This is a genomic window from Psychrosphaera aquimarina (genome assembly GCF_032461525.1).
GTDB classification, from domain to species: Bacteria; Pseudomonadota; Gammaproteobacteria; order Enterobacterales; family Alteromonadaceae; genus Psychrosphaera; species Psychrosphaera aquimarina.
Genome location: NZ_JAWCUA010000010.1, coordinates 169036 through 185274, shown reverse-complemented (window position 1 = coordinate 185274; position 16239 = coordinate 169036). Strand labels below are relative to the sequence as shown.

The 16239-nt window shown below is 38.3% G+C and carries 16 protein-coding genes and 1 pseudogene; 12 read left to right on the top strand and 5 right to left on the bottom strand.

Annotation, left to right across the window (positions count from 1 at the left end):
- The first annotated feature begins 41 nt into the window (after positions 1 to 41).
- Entirely contained in the window at positions 42 to 1559 is a 1518-nt protein-coding gene (gene hutH / locus RT723_RS12750) for a histidine ammonia-lyase (protein ID WP_315947446.1), read from the top strand.
- A 232-nt stretch (positions 1560 to 1791) separates the two neighbouring features.
- Positions 1792 to 3135, top strand: a complete 1344-nt coding sequence (locus RT723_RS12745; RefSeq protein WP_216056317.1) for an MATE family efflux transporter — start codon at positions 1792 to 1794, stop codon at positions 3133 to 3135.
- Between the two features lie 6 nt (positions 3136 to 3141).
- Here the strand turns inward: RT723_RS12745 and RT723_RS12740 are convergent, their stop codons facing one another.
- Positions 3142 to 3645 (bottom strand): hypothetical protein, encoded by a 504-nt coding sequence (locus RT723_RS12740; RefSeq protein ID WP_216056318.1) that lies wholly within the window; start codon positions 3643 to 3645, stop codon positions 3142 to 3144.
- 176 nt (positions 3646 to 3821) lie between these two features.
- On the opposite strand from RT723_RS12740, the gene RT723_RS12735 reads away from it, so the two are divergent.
- The gene (locus RT723_RS12735; RefSeq protein WP_315947445.1) at positions 3822 to 4205 is read left to right on the top strand and encodes an iron chaperone; all 384 of its coding nucleotides are present in this window, start codon (positions 3822 to 3824) and stop codon (positions 4203 to 4205) included.
- A gap of 30 nt (positions 4206 to 4235) precedes the next feature.
- Here RT723_RS12735 and RT723_RS12730 read toward each other — a convergent pair whose 3' ends face one another.
- Entirely contained in the window at positions 4236 to 4811 is a 576-nt protein-coding gene (locus tag RT723_RS12730; protein ID WP_315947444.1) for a rhomboid family intramembrane serine protease, read from the bottom strand.
- Between the two features lie 10 nt (positions 4812 to 4821).
- A complete protein-coding gene (locus tag RT723_RS12725; RefSeq protein ID WP_216056321.1) occupies positions 4822 to 5100 on the bottom strand; it encodes a DUF6471 domain-containing protein in 279 nt (92 codons plus the stop codon).
- A gap of 235 nt (positions 5101 to 5335) precedes the next feature.
- On the opposite strand from RT723_RS12725, the gene RT723_RS12720 reads away from it, so the two are divergent.
- The 9 genes from RT723_RS12720 to RT723_RS12680 all read left to right on the top strand — a co-directional run bounded on the left by RT723_RS12720 (position 5336) and on the right by RT723_RS12680 (position 13585).
- Positions 5336 to 5734, top strand: coding sequence for a DUF2170 family protein (locus RT723_RS12720; RefSeq protein ID WP_216056322.1), 399 nt, complete (start codon positions 5336 to 5338; stop codon positions 5732 to 5734).
- A 1-nt stretch (position 5735) separates the two neighbouring features.
- The gene (locus RT723_RS12715) at positions 5736 to 6428 is read left to right on the top strand and encodes a PspA/IM30 family protein (protein WP_216056323.1); all 693 of its coding nucleotides are present in this window, start codon (positions 5736 to 5738) and stop codon (positions 6426 to 6428) included.
- A 77-nt stretch (positions 6429 to 6505) separates the two neighbouring features.
- On the top strand, positions 6506 to 7156 hold the full coding sequence (locus RT723_RS12710; protein ID WP_315947443.1) for a YjfK family protein: 651 nt from the start codon (positions 6506 to 6508) through the stop codon (positions 7154 to 7156).
- Between the two features lie 59 nt (positions 7157 to 7215).
- Positions 7216 to 7629, top strand: a complete 414-nt coding sequence (locus RT723_RS12705) for a DUF350 domain-containing protein (RefSeq protein WP_216056325.1) — start codon at positions 7216 to 7218, stop codon at positions 7627 to 7629.
- A 10-nt stretch (positions 7630 to 7639) separates the two neighbouring features.
- Positions 7640 to 8257 carry a DUF1190 domain-containing protein gene (locus RT723_RS12700; RefSeq protein WP_216056326.1) on the top strand — a complete coding sequence of 206 codons (618 nt, stop codon included), beginning with the start codon at positions 7640 to 7642 and terminating at the stop codon, positions 8255 to 8257.
- Positions 8258 to 8260: 3 nt separating this feature from the next.
- Positions 8261 to 9457: a glutathionylspermidine synthase family protein gene (locus RT723_RS12695; RefSeq protein ID WP_315947442.1), complete on the top strand. Its 1197-nt coding sequence runs from the start codon at positions 8261 to 8263 to the stop codon at positions 9455 to 9457.
- A 30-nt stretch (positions 9458 to 9487) separates the two neighbouring features.
- On the top strand, positions 9488 to 10165 hold the full coding sequence (locus RT723_RS12690; RefSeq protein WP_315947441.1) for a hypothetical protein: 678 nt from the start codon (positions 9488 to 9490) through the stop codon (positions 10163 to 10165).
- 98 nt (positions 10166 to 10263) lie between these two features.
- Positions 10264 to 11196, top strand: a complete 933-nt coding sequence (locus tag RT723_RS12685; protein ID WP_216056329.1) for a DMT family transporter — start codon at positions 10264 to 10266, stop codon at positions 11194 to 11196.
- A 157-nt stretch (positions 11197 to 11353) separates the two neighbouring features.
- The gene (locus RT723_RS12680) at positions 11354 to 13585 is read left to right on the top strand and encodes a carbohydrate binding family 9 domain-containing protein (RefSeq protein ID WP_315947439.1); all 2232 of its coding nucleotides are present in this window, start codon (positions 11354 to 11356) and stop codon (positions 13583 to 13585) included.
- A 136-nt stretch (positions 13586 to 13721) separates the two neighbouring features.
- Here the strand turns inward: RT723_RS12680 and glnG are convergent.
- Together glnG and glnL are read right to left on the bottom strand one after the other, a co-directional pair.
- Positions 13722 to 15130: pseudogene (gene glnG / locus RT723_RS12675) on the bottom strand (nitrogen regulation protein NR(I)).
- Positions 15127 to 16236, bottom strand: coding sequence for a nitrogen regulation protein NR(II) (gene glnL, locus RT723_RS12670; protein WP_216056332.1), 1110 nt, complete (start codon positions 16234 to 16236; stop codon positions 15127 to 15129). Before glnL ends, glnG begins: the two are co-directional and overlap by 4 nt.
- Between the last annotated feature and the right edge of the window lie 3 nt (positions 16237 to 16239).

The window sequence follows — 16239 nt, the reverse complement described above, 5'->3', positions numbered from 1 at the left end:
AAAATAATAAAGATAACCCTTGGTAAATTAGGAATACAAAAATGAAAACGATCAAATTAATACCCGGTCAACTTGACTTAGAAACGCTAAGAGAAGTTTACGAACATCCCGTTAAATTAATTCTGGACGAAAGTGCCTTTGATGCCATTACTCGCAGCCAAGCCGCGGTGCAACAAGTCATTGATGAAGACCGCGTTGTTTACGGCATCAATACCGGTTTTGGTTTATTAGCCAATACTCGTATTTCCAAACAAGAATTAGAGATATTACAGCGTAAAATTGTTCTGTCTCATGCGGCAGGCATTGGTAAATACTTATCTGATAACGTTGTGCGTTTAATGTTGGTATTAAAAATCAATTCACTCTCTCGTGGTTTTTCAGGCATCCGCTTATCGGTGATTCAAGCCTTGATTGATTTGGTAAACCATGAAGTTTATCCATGTGTACCAGAAAAAGGTTCAGTTGGAGCGTCTGGTGATTTAGCGCCATTAGCGCATTTAGTGTTACCTTTGTTAGGTGAAGGTGAAGTACGTATTAATGGCGAAATAAAATCAGGACGCGAAGGCATGCAACACGCTGGACTATCGCCAATAAACTTAGCACCAAAAGAAGGTTTAGCATTATTAAACGGCACACAAACATCGACAGCTCTGGCCTTACAAGGTTATTTCTTTGCTCAAGATTTATTAGCGTCCTCTATTTTAATTGGTGCTACCTCGTTGGAAGCCGCGCTTGGTTCACGTTCACCGTTTGATGAGCGCATACATTTAGCTCGTGGTCAGCTTGGACAAATAGATGTTGCAACCATGTTCAGAGTGATACTTGAAGATGACTCTGAAGTTGGAAAGTCTCATATCAACTGTGACAAAGTGCAAGATCCTTACTCATTACGTTGTCAGCCTCAAGTTCTGGGGGCATGTTTAGATCAAGTACGTCATGCTGGTGATATTCTAAGAATTGAAGCCAATGGAGTCACTGACAACCCGTTAGTGTTTTTGAATGAAGAAGGTGCAGACATTATCTCTGGCGGCAATTTTCACGCAGAACCCATTGCTATGATTGCAGACAACTTAGCCATCGCTATAAGTGAAATAGGTGCATTATCCGAACGTAGAATGGCCATGTTAATTGATTCCAATTTAAGTAAATTACCGCCATTTTTAGTTGATAACGGCGGTGTAAATTCAGGCTTTATGATTGCCCAAGTCACCGCGGCAGCCTTAGCGTCTGAGAACAAAACCTTTGCACACCCGGCTTCAGTTGATAGCTTACCAACCAGTGCCAATCAAGAAGACCATGTTTCTATGGCGACGTTTGCAGCAAGAAGATTATGGGATATGTCGGAAAATACATTTTATATTTTGGCAGTAGAGTGGTTAGCTGCCTGCCAAGGGTTAGATTTTAGAGCACCGTTAAAATCCACTGACTTAATAGAACAAGGTAAATCACGTCTGCGTTCTGAAGTGCCATTTTATGATGAAGACCGTTACTTTGCTCCCGATATCGAAAAAGCTAAAGTCCTATTACAGAATGGGGCTCTCGCAAAACTCATTCACTGATAAATAGCTTGTTATAAAACGCAGCTCAGGCTGCGTTTTTATATCAAGAATGTTCACATTTCCAATGTATGTATTCTTAACAACTTCCCTCCATTTCACATTACCTTAACAATGGAAAACCAATAGAGTTTTACAATTGTCATTCGTATGTTTTCGATATTTACATTAAACTATCCCTATATCTCTTTCCTAAAAAAATTCAGTGCTTTTTGACCGTCCCAATTGGAATTAAATGCTAAATAAACAACAAATTAAACAGACCTTAAAATTAGGTTGGCCAATATCACTACAAAACATATTGGTCACGCTCTTGAGCATGATTGACGTGGTTATGGTTAGTCATTTGGGCGATGCGGCTATTGGCGCGGTTGGACTCGGTAATAGAGTCATGTTTGTTGTCATGGTTATTGTGTTAGGACTTAGTTGGGGGGTAGGCATACTAGCCGCGCAATATCATGGTGCAGGCCAAACTAATAAAATTAGATTAAATATAATTATCGGCAGCATATATGGGCTGATGGCATTACTCCCAATCATTATTTTAAACTTCTTTTATGCCGACAGCATATTAAGTTTAGGCACTGAAGATCAAAACGTAATTCACTTAGGGCAGACCTATTTATGGATAACCATGCCAAGCATGGTCTTCGTCGCGGTTATCCAAGTATTAGAAAATGCTCTTAGGAGCATCAACCAAGTTAAATTGCCGCTGCTATTCAGTGTATTTTCTATCTTATTAAATGTGGTATTAAATTATTGGCTAATCAACGGTGGACTTGGTATTGAACCAATGGGCGTTACTGGCGCTGCTATCGCTACAACAGCATCTCGACTATTTCAAATGGTGCTGATGTTACTCATTTTAAAACACATAAAACATCAGTTATCCGTTAAACGTAGTGATTTTAGTTTGTTAAATAATAAAGCCGATTGGCTTAAATTATTAAAACTTGTCGCCCCTATGATGTTTGGTTTTGGCATTTGGTCTTTAGGTTCTTTTTGTTACCAGTTAATTTATGGCCGCATGGGCATTAATGAATTAGCGGTGATCAGTATGTTACTGCCCGTAGAAGGCATCATAATCTCAGTGTTTTTTGGCATTGCCTCAGCCTGTTCTATTTTAGTTGGGCAACATTTAGGTGCTAAAAAGCTAACTGAGGCTTGGAATGTTGCTAAAACGTTCTCACTAATATCCCCTGTTATTGCCATTATTATCGGTGCGCTGTTACTGCTGGCCAAAGATATCATTCTACTGCCTTACCAAGGTGCTTCATTACAATCGTTGGAGTTAGCTAGCCAAGTATTTGTGGTTATTGCACTGCTGTCTTGGATGAAAGTAATTAACATGACTTTAGCTTTAGGGGTGTTACGAGCCGGTGGGGATAACCGTTTCTGCCTGATGACGGATGCCATTGCAATGTGGGTCGTTGCTTTACCTTTAACTTTTTTGGCCGCTTTTTATTGGGAATTAGCGTTTGTTTATGTGGTCATTATTTCTTACTCCGAAGAGTTTATAAAAGCATTCATGTTTGGCGTCAGGGTTAAAAACAAACGTTGGATGAACAACCTAACTTAAACGAATTTATAACGACACTGACGCACTAAATCTATTTTTAGCGTACAAGGTAAGCTCTTGTTCTGCGTTTCCAAATTTGCTTAGTTTAAAAACATTATTTTGCTGAGGCAAAAACTCAAAACTGTTTATTTCTACTAACAACTCATTAGCACCTCTAGGTATCTTACCTAACTTCATCACGATATTGATGTACTCACTATCCATGGTCATACCTTCTTCGCCTAATGCCATAGGATAAGCGCCATATTGCAGCTTAACCGTATTCCTAATGTATAAGGCCAGATATTGTTTAATGTCCGTTTCCGTTAATTCTTTCCCTGCTAAATGAGGAAAATATTCATGCAGCGCAGGCTGAACGATTTCGGTAGGAATTGTGATGTGTAACTTACTGTCTATTTTTTCAAAGTCAGCATGAAATACGGCAAGGTTTGTCTCATTGCTACTTGCCACCCCAGAATACAACGTTGCCAATAGCCCTAGACTCATTAGTGTATATTTAACTAAATACATGAAAATACTCTTAATTATCAATAAATTAAATTTGGCGTGTAAGTTCAGATATTAAAATATGAGTTTAATCCTGACCTAATCTATTGAAACTAATGCAATTAATGTGCGCATTGTATTTATATATTTTACATTTGTGACTCTGCTATCATGTTAAAAACATGCTGTTGGGGAAATTTATGCAATACGAAGTGAATACACCAGATCAATACATCAAATGTTTAGATGACGACTGGCGTAAAAGTGTATTAAATCAAATAAGAACAATAATTTTGGACCATGCACCAGAACTGGAAGAACACATTAAATATAAGATGTTAGGTTATGGTTTAAATGATGGCAGTGACAACGTATTTCATTTAAACGCCCAAAAACAACACGTGGGATTATATGTTGGGGATATTTCAAAAATAGATCCTGCTGGTGAACTAACGGCCAATTTGGATGTGGGCAAAGGTTGTTTACGTTTTAAAAAATCAACTAAATTAGATAGTGCAAAGTTAACTGAATTCATTACTAAAACGATATCAATGTGGCGCAACAACCAAGATATAGGCTGTTAAACCCCACACTGTAAATACTCAAATAGCGGTTTATTTATCTTCTTCTGATGGTTTTGCCTTAAAGATATAAGCAATGGCAATACCAGAAACAAAACCCCAAAAATGCGCTGCCCAAGAGATATAAGGCAACATATTAAATAACGATAACAAGGCGCCACCAAATAAGACAAAAGATAAAATGGCGCTAAACCAACTGCGTAAACTTGGGTTAAAATAAGCTTGAGTAAATAAAAAGCCTATCAACGCATAGACAAGGCCTGAAGCGCCAACAATTAAACCGCCACTGGCAAACAACCAAGTACCTATACCAGATCCGATAATACCCAGTAAAACAATATACCTAAGCTGTTTACTACCAACCGCTAATCTAACTAAGATTGCGGTGCCAAATAAAGAAACGCTATTTGAAAAGATATGTCCAAATCCCCCATGTAAAAATGGAGAAAAAATTATTCCAATTAATCCTGATAGCGAACGTGGTCGGATACCAAATACATTTAAGCTGACAAAGGGGATGATCAAATCAATTAAAAATATCCCCCACATTACGGCGAGTAAGATTAAGATATCTTTGGGTAAAAATTTGTTAATTATCGACTCACTCATTTTATTTACTTCACTTTTCATTTAACAATTTAACAATGTCGACCAATGCATCTTGCTCAACATTTAGTACTTCAATAATGGCGACAAAAAGATCGGCAGAAAACATTCCTTTACTTACTTTGCTGCGCAAGTTTTCAGGTGTCATTAATAATCCACGTTGTTCTAACTTATCGGCAAGGTCATTGTACTTTAACCCTTTTAACATCATAGCGGAACGAATGTAACGTGCTATTGTCTGTTTGTAAGGAGTCATCGCTTTACGATTTTTGACGCTTTGATTTTGATCCATTACATTATCTCCGGCTTTGCCTGATTGATTAACTGATACCAAGTTAAAGTTATAAATAACTTACAACTTTGGTGACGATCTCAGACATAAAAAAACAAAATTAGTTAACTGGCTGTTAGGTATTTATAACATACATATTAATTAATAAGTAATTTTTGTGTCTTGGTGTTGACATAACAAAACATAGTGCTATATTCGTGACCTATGTTACACAAATATAAAAAAGGAACCACCCATGACTTGGAGTAACACTTCTTTAAAAACGCTAGCCGAATCACAACCAGATTGGGTAGTTGAAGCGGAAGGCGATTGTCTTTCTATTTCAAACGATGAAGGTATCGATGCGTTTGTTTATGTTGGCTCGCAACAAATTATTGTTGAAACTGCCTTATTTCCAGCATCTGATGTTACTGATAAAGCAGCGTTAAATGATTTAATTTTACATTCACACCACTTATTGCCATTAACCGCAATTTGCATCAATAAAATTGGCGACCAAGATTATTACGTCGCGTTTGGTGCTTTATCTGTTGATAGTAAAGATTCAGTCGTGGTTGAAGAAATTGAAACCTTATTTGTTAACACCAGCGAATTTTTAGATTTATATAACCAGTTTCTAACTCAGGAGAAATAACATGAGCTTAAAAAAATTATGGAACGCACTACGCGGCGCGACTAACGAAGGTATTGAGGCCATTGCCGACAGCCAATCGATTCGCATTTTAGACCAAGAGTTACGAGATGCTAAAAAAGAACTGCAATCTTGTGACGAAAACTTAACGAAAATAATGGCGAAACGTAAATTAACAGAAGCAAAAGTTAAGTCATTAACAAGTGAAGTTGAAACTTACACAAACCACGCGATTGCAGCGAGCGAAAAAGGTGATGAAGCATTAGCAATTGAATGTGCTGAACGTGTTTCTGAATTAGAAGCTAACTTAGAAACAGAACAAAGTATTTTAGCCGGATTCTCAACATCGGAAACAACGTTGAAATCGAATATTGCAAAAGCTAAAACCAATGTACGTAGAATGGAGCAACAAATTGACCAAGTTAAAGCAACGGAGTCAGTACAGAAAGCACAAGTTGCGGTTTCATCACGTCACATGGGCGCGAACACAAAAGTAAAAACCGCATTAGACAGCTTAGAGCGCATCAAACAAAAACAGCAACAACGTAGTGCTGAGCTTGAAGCGGCAGAAGAGCTTGCTAATGAAGAGTCTGGTAGTAGCTTAGACGCTAAATTAAAACAAGCCGGCATTCAACCTGGTGGTGAAGTAAAAGGCAGTGACAAACTTGCCCAATTATTAGCTAAGAAAAAAGGCTAATTTTAAAAATAGAAAAACAGTGCTCCCAACCGCACTGTTTTTTTTCGTTTCTGATTATTAACATTTGAGTTGTCATTATGTTCAGTAAAATATTTGGTAAAAAAGAGAAAGTAAATCCATTAGATAATGCCCCCAGCATTATGGGTTTAAGAATTGGCGGTAGTTTTGATATTGACCCTTTATTACTGCGTTTAACTGAAGGTGAACTGACCATTTCAGGTTGTGCACCAACCCAAATTATACAAGCTGCTGGCATTGTCGACTTAGACGGTACTTGGGTATATCGCTTTTACACCGATGATGAAGCTTATTTACAAGTAATTACTGAAGGTGGTCAAAATGATGAACATGTTGTTGATGTTAAATTATTTCACTTTTACGATACTCAAGACATCGAAAGCAAACCTTTATGGGACGAAATCCTTAATACAAAAATAGGTACACCTACTTACCAACTTGAGTCTCAGACATTTGAACGAGTATGGACATCGGCCAGCGATTACCACAACCCAGTGCATATGGCAGAAAAAACGTTTGATGAAACCGGTGAAAGTTCTGAAACGGACCAGTTTACTATGTTGTTTGAAAGACCAATCTCAGGTAATAATACCGAGTCGCTATTTATATCCGCTGAAGAAAAGCTAGAAGAAGCAGGATATTTAAGCCGTTGTTTAGTTATCAGCACAGGTATATCCATTTCCTCTGCACAAATAACCATTCACGGCTAACCAGATTTCACATAAACCATATTCGTTTTTTATAATTTTTTTACAACAAGGATATATCCATGGAACAACACGATTTATTAACTGCAGTTATGAATTTTGGCCTTTATTTTGGTCTCTCAATCGTCTTTTTAGTCATCTTTAAATTTGCTTATGCTTTTGTCACGCCACATGACGAATGGAAGTTAATCAAAGAAGAAAAAAGCACATCTGCTGCCATCGGGTTTGGCGGTGCGATTATTGGTTTCTCTCTAGCCCTAGCCAGCGCGGCTACTAACTCAGTGTCTATGGTAGATTTTGCTACTTGGGGATTGATTGCTTTGGTTGCTCAGTGTGTTGCCTTTGCGATAGTTCGTTTTGGTTTTATGCCTAAAATAGTACAGCGTATTGAAGATAACGAAATAAGCGCGGGTGTTATGTTAGGTGTTATTAACGTTTCTATAGGTATCTTAAACGCAGCTTGCATGAGCTACTAAGGAGAACACCGTGAAACGTACTCAATTTATTAATTTGGATTTAATGCGTAAGATTAAACCCAAGTTTCTTTTACGCCCTATTGCATTAGGTGTTACAGCCGCATTATTGTCAGCCTGTGGCAATGATCAAGAAGTGAAAATCGTCAGCTCAGTTGATGACTGTGTAAGTTCAACTTCATTAGATTTAGAGCAATGCGAGATAGCGTATAAAAACGCACTTGCAGAAGCAGAAAAAACAGGTCCTAAATACCAAACTATCAATGCTTGTGAATCTGAGTTTGGCGCAGGCCAGTGTGTACAAAGTCAAAATCAAAGTATTTTTATGCCGTTGATGGCCGGCTTTATGATCAACGAATTACTGTTTAATCGAGACCGCCGCTCTTACGGTGGTTATTACAATCCAGTATATCGTTACTATCGACCTTATTCTCCTTATCACAATACGATGATGATGGCCGATGGCACATCATTAGGTAAGTACGGTAAAAAGTCATATAACGTCAGTAAGTCTGCCACTAAGCAAAAACCTATGGTGAGCAGAACTGTATCTCGTGGTGGATTTGGTTCAGTAGCATCTGCCAAATCGAATTGGGGTGGCGGAAGTAAATCTAAAGGCTGGGGCGGATAATATATGTTGCGCTTACCCATTAATGAACGTGATGGTTGGCAAACTAAAGCCGAAGAATTCGGCTTTAAGTTTCATACCATGTATGGTGACCAATACTGGGATGAAAGCGCATATTATCAATTTAGCTTAAAACAAATTGAACAAGACTTAGAGGCTCCTACCGAAGAAATACATCAAATGTGTTTAGCCGTGGTTGATAAAGTCATTAACGACGATGCCTTAATGACGAAATTTTGCATACCAGAGTCACACTGGGATTTCATTCGTCAATCTTGGTTAAATGGCGACCCTAGTTTGTATTCTCGCTTAGACTTTGCCTATTCTGGCGATGGCCCTGCCAAACTATATGAAAACAACGCCGATACCCCCACGAGCGTATATGAAACCGGCTTTTGGCAATGGTTATGGTTACAAGACAATGTGGATAACAACACATTAAATAAACGTTCTGATCAGTTCAATAGCCTACAAGAAAAGCTAGTCAACCGCTTCGCCGACATACAGTTTCTAACCCCGGATAGACAGTTACACTTTGCTTGTTGTAAAGGCACAGATGAAGACAGAGGCACAGTTCAGTACCTTGAAGATTGTGCAAACGCTGCGGGTATAACCACCAAGTTTGTTTATATAGAAGATATTGGACGCGATGCTGACGGTAATTTCACCGACTTAGACAATCAGGTGATCTCATGGATGTTTAAGTTATATCCTTGGGAATTTATGATGCAAGAAGAGTTTGGTGAGTTTCTGGGCACTAATAACATCAGATGGATTGAACCACCATGGAAAAGTATTTTATCTAACAAAGCTTTGTTACCCATGTTATGGAAACTATTCCCAGATCATCCCAATTTATTGCCGGCCTTTTTTGAAGATGAATTAGACCAAGCTCAGGGAATTGATCGTCTGGTCAAGAAACCAATATTCTCTCGTGAAGGTGCTAACATTTCATTTTTAACCAATAAAAATGGTACTTTCGTAGCCGAAGATAATTCACAACAAAGTAGCAGCTCTGACGGTCCGTATGGCGAAGAAGGTTATATTTATCAAGCTGCCCATATGTTGCCGCAGTTTGGACAAAACCATACGCTTATTGGCAGTTGGTTAGTTGATGATCAAGCTGCTGGTATTTCAATGCGCGAAGACTCAGGCCCTATCACCCAAGATATGAGTCGATTTATTCCTCACATCATTTTATAAGTATTTTTAGATCGGATAAACATTAATAACATGGAAGTAAATTACACCAAATACAGCTACCAAGAATTATTGGAAGTGAAAGGCGTTATTGATAAACAGAAATACCCAGAGCGCTATCAACGTCTATTAAATGAAATCGAGATACGCATCAAAAATGGTGAAACTTCCACAATCGAAAACAGCGAAATGGATGACGATGATTCTTCAGTGTTATGGGATTCTTTAGTTGTTTATAACTTTAAAAATCGCTACTTCCGTATTGCTTTTGGCCTATTTTACGCCCTTGTTTCCGTTGCACTTTTAACTCAAATCTTACCTGCGTTTTTCCATACTAAACTGGCTAATTTACCCGCGTATGAAACCACAGTAGATAATATAGAATGTAAACAATATACCTTCAAACAAGACGGCAAAAACTACACAGAATATGATTTAAAAGTGGTTTCTTATGGGTTCACTTTCTATGTTATCGATATGAAAGCATCGACTTGCAAAAATACAGCAAATAGAATTAACAAAGGTGAGAAAGTTACCATTTGGTATGACGGTGATTTAATTTATCAATTAGCCCGACAAAACGACGTTGTATTACCTTACCAGTATTTAAAGCGCTATGTATGGCATGCCAAAGTAAATAACTCGTTTAGTTTTATCATCGGATTTATTTTATTTGTTTCTACTTTTTTCGATCTTTTGTTAATTGCATAACACCTCAAACTTATGTCCCAAATCAAGATGATTAATACGGTTTCATTATTGATAGGGAAAACTCAATTAATCGATTAAACTATCTACTCACATAATTAATGACGATTAATACATTGCAAAACATTATCTTATTCATGATCGCCGTCCTAATTTGGGGCTCAACTTGGTTAGTGATCACATTCCAGTTAGGTCAAGTGCACCCATTGGTTTCAGTGTTTTATCGTTTTGCCATCGCATCATCGATTTTATTGATTTATGCGAAATGGAAAAATCTGTTTACCCCGCTGCCGCGTAAATATCATTTATTATTAGCCGTTCAAGGCATCTGTTTATTTGGTTTAAATTATTGGGCGGTTTATCAAGGTGAACACTACATTACCAGCGCATTGGCTGCCGTTGTCAGTACATCCATCATCTACCTAAATATTTTATTTGGCTGGTTGTTATTAGGTAAACCGGTAGCTAAAGAAGTATTAGGCGGCGCGGTCATCGGAGTGCTAGGCATCATACTTTTATTCTTACCTGAGTTATCCAAAAGCGAAATGAACGAGTTGGTTTATTGGGGATTAGGCTTAGTGTTAGGCGGCAGCGTGTTAGCTTCACTCGGTAATATTACTTCTGCTTACACCCAAAAGTCAGGTATATCCGTAACACACGCAAACGCCCTTAGTATGAGCTACGCCACTGTCTTTTTAGCGTTAATGATACTATCAACCGATTTACAATTTAGTTTTGAATTTACTTTTGAATACATAACATCCTTAATTTATTTAGCCGTATTTGGTTCGGTAATCGCCTTCTGGGCCTATCTCAGTTTAGTTGGAAATATTGGTGCCGACAAAGCGGGATATGCGGTGCTTGTTTACCCTGCTATCGCGCTAATATTGTCATCTATGTATGAAGATTATTTATGGACGTGGCAAAGCTTTTTAGGTTTGGCACTTATAGTGTTCGGTAATCTAATCGCCATGAATAAATGGCAACAAATAGGCTTAACTTTACGTATTGCTAAAACACGTATACGCGGTTAACACAAAAATTTACATTTTTAGCGTTTTCACCTGCCCCTTTAAAATTAACGGGTTCTGTTAAAAATTAAGTTAATAACATATTTATTTACATTCAAGTTCAAACTTTTTGAAACTTTGTTGCGACTATAGTCCGAAACAAAATCAAAGATAATGAATTATGATAAAAAATACTTTAATAATAATAACACTTTCACTTTTATCATTTGGCGCATTCGCTTTAGAAAAAGCCAAATACACCTTCCATCATGATCAAGCCAAAGCCAAAATTGACGGAAAGCTTTCAGAAGCGGTTTGGCGCAACGCCACCAAATTTAGCTTAGATTACAATATCAATCCTGGTGACAATAGCCCCGCTCCAGTGCAAACGGAGATCATGTTATACGAAAACGGCAAAAGTTTATTTGTCGCCTTTATCTCTCACGATCCAGACCCTTCAAAAATTAGAGCTTATTTTAGAGACCGTGACACTATGTTCCAAGATGACTTTGTTGGCATTGTAATCGATACCTTCAATGACGAGCGACGCGCTTATGAATTTTTTGTCAACGCTTACGGTGTACAGGGTGACTTGATAAAAGACGATACCCAAGGTGGCAATGAAGATAGCAATTGGGATGCGATATGGAACAGCGCTGGGGTCATTACCGACACAGGTTATATCGTAGAAATGGAGATCCCGTTTAACGCATTACGTTTTCCAAGTGATTCTGGAGAAATGACATGGGGCATTGATGCATTAAGGATTTACCCTCGTGATAGCAGAATGGTATTAGCAAGCAATAAATCAGACCGAGCTATTGATTGCCACTTATGCCAAATAACCAAAATTAGCGGTCTTAAAAATATCAAACAAGGTAACAACTTCCAATTAACCCCAACCCTAACTTCTTCTCGTTCAGATTCAAAAGACGAGGTTCCTGGGCCTTGGCAAAATGGCAAACAAAAAACCGATGCTGGAGTTGATTTACGCTGGGGTATTAATCAAGATTTATACTTAAATGCCACTATAAACCCAGACTTTTCTCAGGTAGAAGCCGACGCCGCACAACTAGATGTAAACAATACTTATTCATTATTTTTTAACGAAAAACGCCCGTTTTTCTTAGACGGTAAAGATTATTTTGATACTCAACGAATGAACTTAGTACATACCCGCAATATAGCTTCACCAGAATATGGTATGAAATTAACCGGTAAAAGTGGCGATAATACTTATGGTTTATTAACCACCAACGACGCCTCAACGGCCTTTCTAATGCCGGAACATTCAGGATCGGATATTGCTGAATTAGATATGAAATCTGAAGTGGTCATTGCTCGTTATCGAATGGATGTTGGCGACCGAAATAACGTTGGTGTATTACTGACTAATCGTTCTGGCGATCAGTACCGCAATACCGTTGCATCTATCGATGGTCGTTATCAGTTTAATAAAAAAGACAGCCTTTCATACCAAATAGCGCATTCCGACAGTAAAAACCCAGAAGCAGTTCAACAAGACTTTGATGTTAAACGGGCACAAACAGACGGCGCTATCAACGTTCGATATAACCACAATACGCGTAATTTTAATTACGGTGCCGGTTATTCAAATTACGGTAAAGATTTTAGATCTGATCTCGGTTTCACCAGCAGAGTTGATTACGAACAAGCGGTTATTTTTGGTGAATATACTTGGTATGGAAAAGAAGGTAGCCCTTGGACTCGTTATGGTGTTTTTGGTGATTGGGATAAAACCTATTCACAAGACGGCATCATGTTAGAAGAAGAATTTGAAATTCACGGTAACTTGCAAGGCCCCAAGCAATTTTATTCCAATTTTGGTGTGGTACATCGCAATAAATATTGGGATGGCGAATATTACAAAGAAACGCATTTCATGCAATTTGCACGATTTAACCCAACGTCCAATACAACGATTGGTGGCTTTTACCGATTTGGTGATGCCATTGATTTTGCTAATAGCCAACTGGGTGACATATTAATCTTAGAGGCATTTGCCGACGTTAAACTTGGCAAACATTTATCCAGCGAAATTAACTTTGCCCATCAGTCTTTAGATGTGCCTAATGGTACTTTGTTTACGGCCAATCAATATGACATTAGAGTCAATTACCAATTCAACTTAAAAAGCTATCTACGTTTAGTTATTCAATATACCGACATTGACCGTGATGTAGACTTGTATACCAATTTAGATGAAGACGAAGAGGTCGAACATAATAACAAATATGTCAATACTCAGTTGTTATATGCATACAAGATCAACCCACAAACGCTATTCTATTTAGGTTACGCTGATGGCGGGTTTCAAGATGATAATTTAAGTCGAATTGAAAAAGACAGCCGTACCGTATTTATGAAAATGAGTTACGCATGGCAGTTATAACCTTAACGGTTAGCGGAAGTGTTTCTTCTGAAATTTATTGTCCCTAGTTTGCTTCAGGATAAAACACGTTAAAAAACAGAAAGGCCAATTAATCTTTAATTGGCCTTTCTGTTTTGTTTACAAGACTTGGTAAGTATTAGTTCATGTCCAACTCTTGCATCTTACGCGTAATGGTATTGCGCCCCCAACCTATGCGTTTAGCCGCTTCTTGTTTATGTCCTTTGGTGTGACGTAACGATATTTCGATTAATGCTCGCTCAAAGTTAGCTTGCGCTTCTTTAATAACATCAGACTTCCCTTCGGATAACTCTTCGTCCAACCACATTTCAAACGAACTCACCCAATTACCTGACGTTTCTTGCATTTGACTAGACTGCTGATACATAGGTTTATCTAAAATTTCAGGCGGTAAGTCATCAATAATAATATCTTTACCACTGGCCATTACGGTTAACCAGCGACAGGTATTCTCTAATTGTCTTACATTGCCAGGCCAAGCGTAATGAGATAAAAACTCAGCCGCAGGTTTAGATAACTGTTTCGACTCCACACTTAATTCTTTTGCCGCTTGAATTAAAAAGTGTTCACACAATTGTGGGATATCTTCTTTACGGTCTTTAAGTGCAGGGATATGAATTCTAATCACATTTAAACGATGAAATAGATCTTCCCTAAACTGCCCTTGTTCAACTAAATTCTCTAGATTTTGGTGGGTTGCAGCCACAATACGAACATCAACCGAAACCGGTTCATGCCCGCCTACACGATAAAACTGACCATCTGCTAACACTCTTAACAAACGCGTTTGTATATCCAGTGGCATATCACCAATTTCATCTAAAAATAACGTACCGTTATTGGCTTGTTCAAAACGACCTTTTCGGGTTGAAGCGGCACCAGTAAATGCCCCTTTCTCATGACCAAACAATTCAGACTCAATCAACTCTTTTGGTATTGCAGCCATGTTAAGTGCAACAAACGTATTATCTTTACGTGGGCTGTGTTTATGTAACGCATGGGCAACTAATTCTTTACCGGTACCCGATTGACCATTAATTAAAACACTGACACTAGAACGTGATAAACGCCCTATCGCTCTGAACACCTCTTGCATAGCAGGCGCTTCACCTATGATCTCAGAGACTGGCCCTGCAACAGAGGTTTTCTTTTTTGAGCTGCGTTTTTTGAATGCTCAACGGCACGTTTTGCAAGCGCAATAGCTTCATCAATATCAAAAGGTTTAGGTAAATACTCAAACGCGCCTTGTTGGTAAGCGTTAACGGCACTATCTAAGTCTGAATGCGCTGTCATTATGATAATAGGTAAGTTGGGATGACTAACCTGAAGTTTATCTAACAGTTCCATACCATCCATCTCAGGCATTCTAATGTCTGAAATAATAGTATCCGGTTCGTCATAATCTAATCGTTGCAACATCATATTGGCTGATGCAAATGACTCTACTTCAAACCCTGCTTGCGATAATGCTTTTTCTAAAACCCAACGAATTGAATTGTCGTCATCGACTATCCACACTCGATTCATAAGTCACTTCCTTCATTATCTTGGATAACGGGTAAATAAATATTAAATGCTGTTTTACCAGGTACACTGTCTACTTCTATTTTTCCGCGATGTTGGTCTATCAGCGTTTGGGTAATTGAAAGACCCAAACCATTGCCATCGGATTTGGTTGAAACCAATGGATAAAAAATCGTATCAATTAAGTCTTCTGAAATGCCACCACCGTTATCGATAATGGATATCTTAATCACCTGCCTAAATCGTTTATCATGCAACACTATGTTGCCCGCAAAACGGGTTTGCATAATTAATCGTGCTCTTTCATTGCCTACCGACTTATCAAAATGTTCCGCTAACGCTTGCATGCCATTACGGACTATATTCAACACAGCCTGTTCTATCTGATTCGGATCCAACACTGTCATTGGTAAACTTGGATCGTAATCTCGTTCAAATGATACGTTTTCAGGCTTATCTAACATCACCAAATTAAATATCCGTTCCAAAACAACATGGATATTTGTGGCAGAACGTTTTGGTAACGTGTTTGGGCCCAACAACCTATCAACTAAATCTCTCAACCGGTCGGATTGCTCCATAATAAGTTGGGTGTATTCTTTTAATTCATTTGAATCTAGGCTTCTGCTCAATAACTGTGCAGCCCCGCGTATCCCGCCAAGCGGATTTTTAATTTCATGAGCTAATCCACGGATCAAATGACGGGATGCACTAATATGGTGCTTTTGAGCATTCTCTTGATTTATTTTACGTAAATTATCATTTTGTCTAATCTGTAATAGACACGATATTTCACCATCTAACGACATAGAGTCTGCGGTTACTTCCGTTGTGATATGCCGACCATCTGCGAATATAAACTCGACATCATTATCAAAAAAGCTGCGATTACATTCCCATAACTCGCTTAATAGACGCTGTGGAAAAGTATGCCTGATCAACAACTCCCACAACTTACTTGTGGTTAATTTCTTTTTACTTTGACCAAACATCATAGACGCTTGTTGGTTGCAGAAACGGATCCGTCCATCTTGATCGATCACAATTACAGCCAAACTCAATTGCTCTAATATCTGAAAGCTTTTTGAAACTTGCGGTGTTTTTGTCATCGG

Excerpts from the sequence above, each read along its gene's own strand:
- hutH (WP_315947446.1), top strand. The coding sequence starts at position 42 with ATGAAAACGATCAAATTAATACCCGGTCAACTTGACTTAGAAACGCTA.
- RT723_RS12745 (WP_216056317.1), top strand. The coding sequence starts at position 1,792 with ATGCTAAATAAACAACAAATTAAACAGACCTTAAAATTAGGTTGGCCA.
- RT723_RS12740 (WP_216056318.1), bottom strand. The coding sequence starts at position 3,645 with ATGTATTTAGTTAAATATACACTAATGAGTCTAGGGCTATTGGCAACG.
- RT723_RS12735 (WP_315947445.1), top strand. The coding sequence starts at position 3,822 with ATGCAATACGAAGTGAATACACCAGATCAATACATCAAATGTTTAGAT.
- RT723_RS12730 (WP_315947444.1), bottom strand. The coding sequence starts at position 4,811 with ATGAGTGAGTCGATAATTAACAAATTTTTACCCAAAGATATCTTAATC.
- RT723_RS12725 (WP_216056321.1), bottom strand. The coding sequence starts at position 5,100 with ATGGATCAAAATCAAAGCGTCAAAAATCGTAAAGCGATGACTCCTTAC.
- RT723_RS12720 (WP_216056322.1), top strand. The coding sequence starts at position 5,336 with ATGACTTGGAGTAACACTTCTTTAAAAACGCTAGCCGAATCACAACCA.
- RT723_RS12715 (WP_216056323.1), top strand. The coding sequence starts at position 5,736 with ATGAGCTTAAAAAAATTATGGAACGCACTACGCGGCGCGACTAACGAA.
- RT723_RS12710 (WP_315947443.1), top strand. The coding sequence starts at position 6,506 with ATGTTCAGTAAAATATTTGGTAAAAAAGAGAAAGTAAATCCATTAGAT.
- RT723_RS12705 (WP_216056325.1), top strand. The coding sequence starts at position 7,216 with ATGGAACAACACGATTTATTAACTGCAGTTATGAATTTTGGCCTTTAT.
- RT723_RS12695 (WP_315947442.1), top strand. The coding sequence starts at position 8,261 with ATGTTGCGCTTACCCATTAATGAACGTGATGGTTGGCAAACTAAAGCC.
- RT723_RS12690 (WP_315947441.1), top strand. The coding sequence starts at position 9,488 with ATGGAAGTAAATTACACCAAATACAGCTACCAAGAATTATTGGAAGTG.
- RT723_RS12685 (WP_216056329.1), top strand. The coding sequence starts at position 10,264 with ATGACGATTAATACATTGCAAAACATTATCTTATTCATGATCGCCGTC.
- RT723_RS12680 (WP_315947439.1), top strand. The coding sequence starts at position 11,354 with ATGATAAAAAATACTTTAATAATAATAACACTTTCACTTTTATCATTT.
- glnL (WP_216056332.1), bottom strand. The coding sequence starts at position 16,236 with ATGACAAAAACACCGCAAGTTTCAAAAAGCTTTCAGATATTAGAGCAA.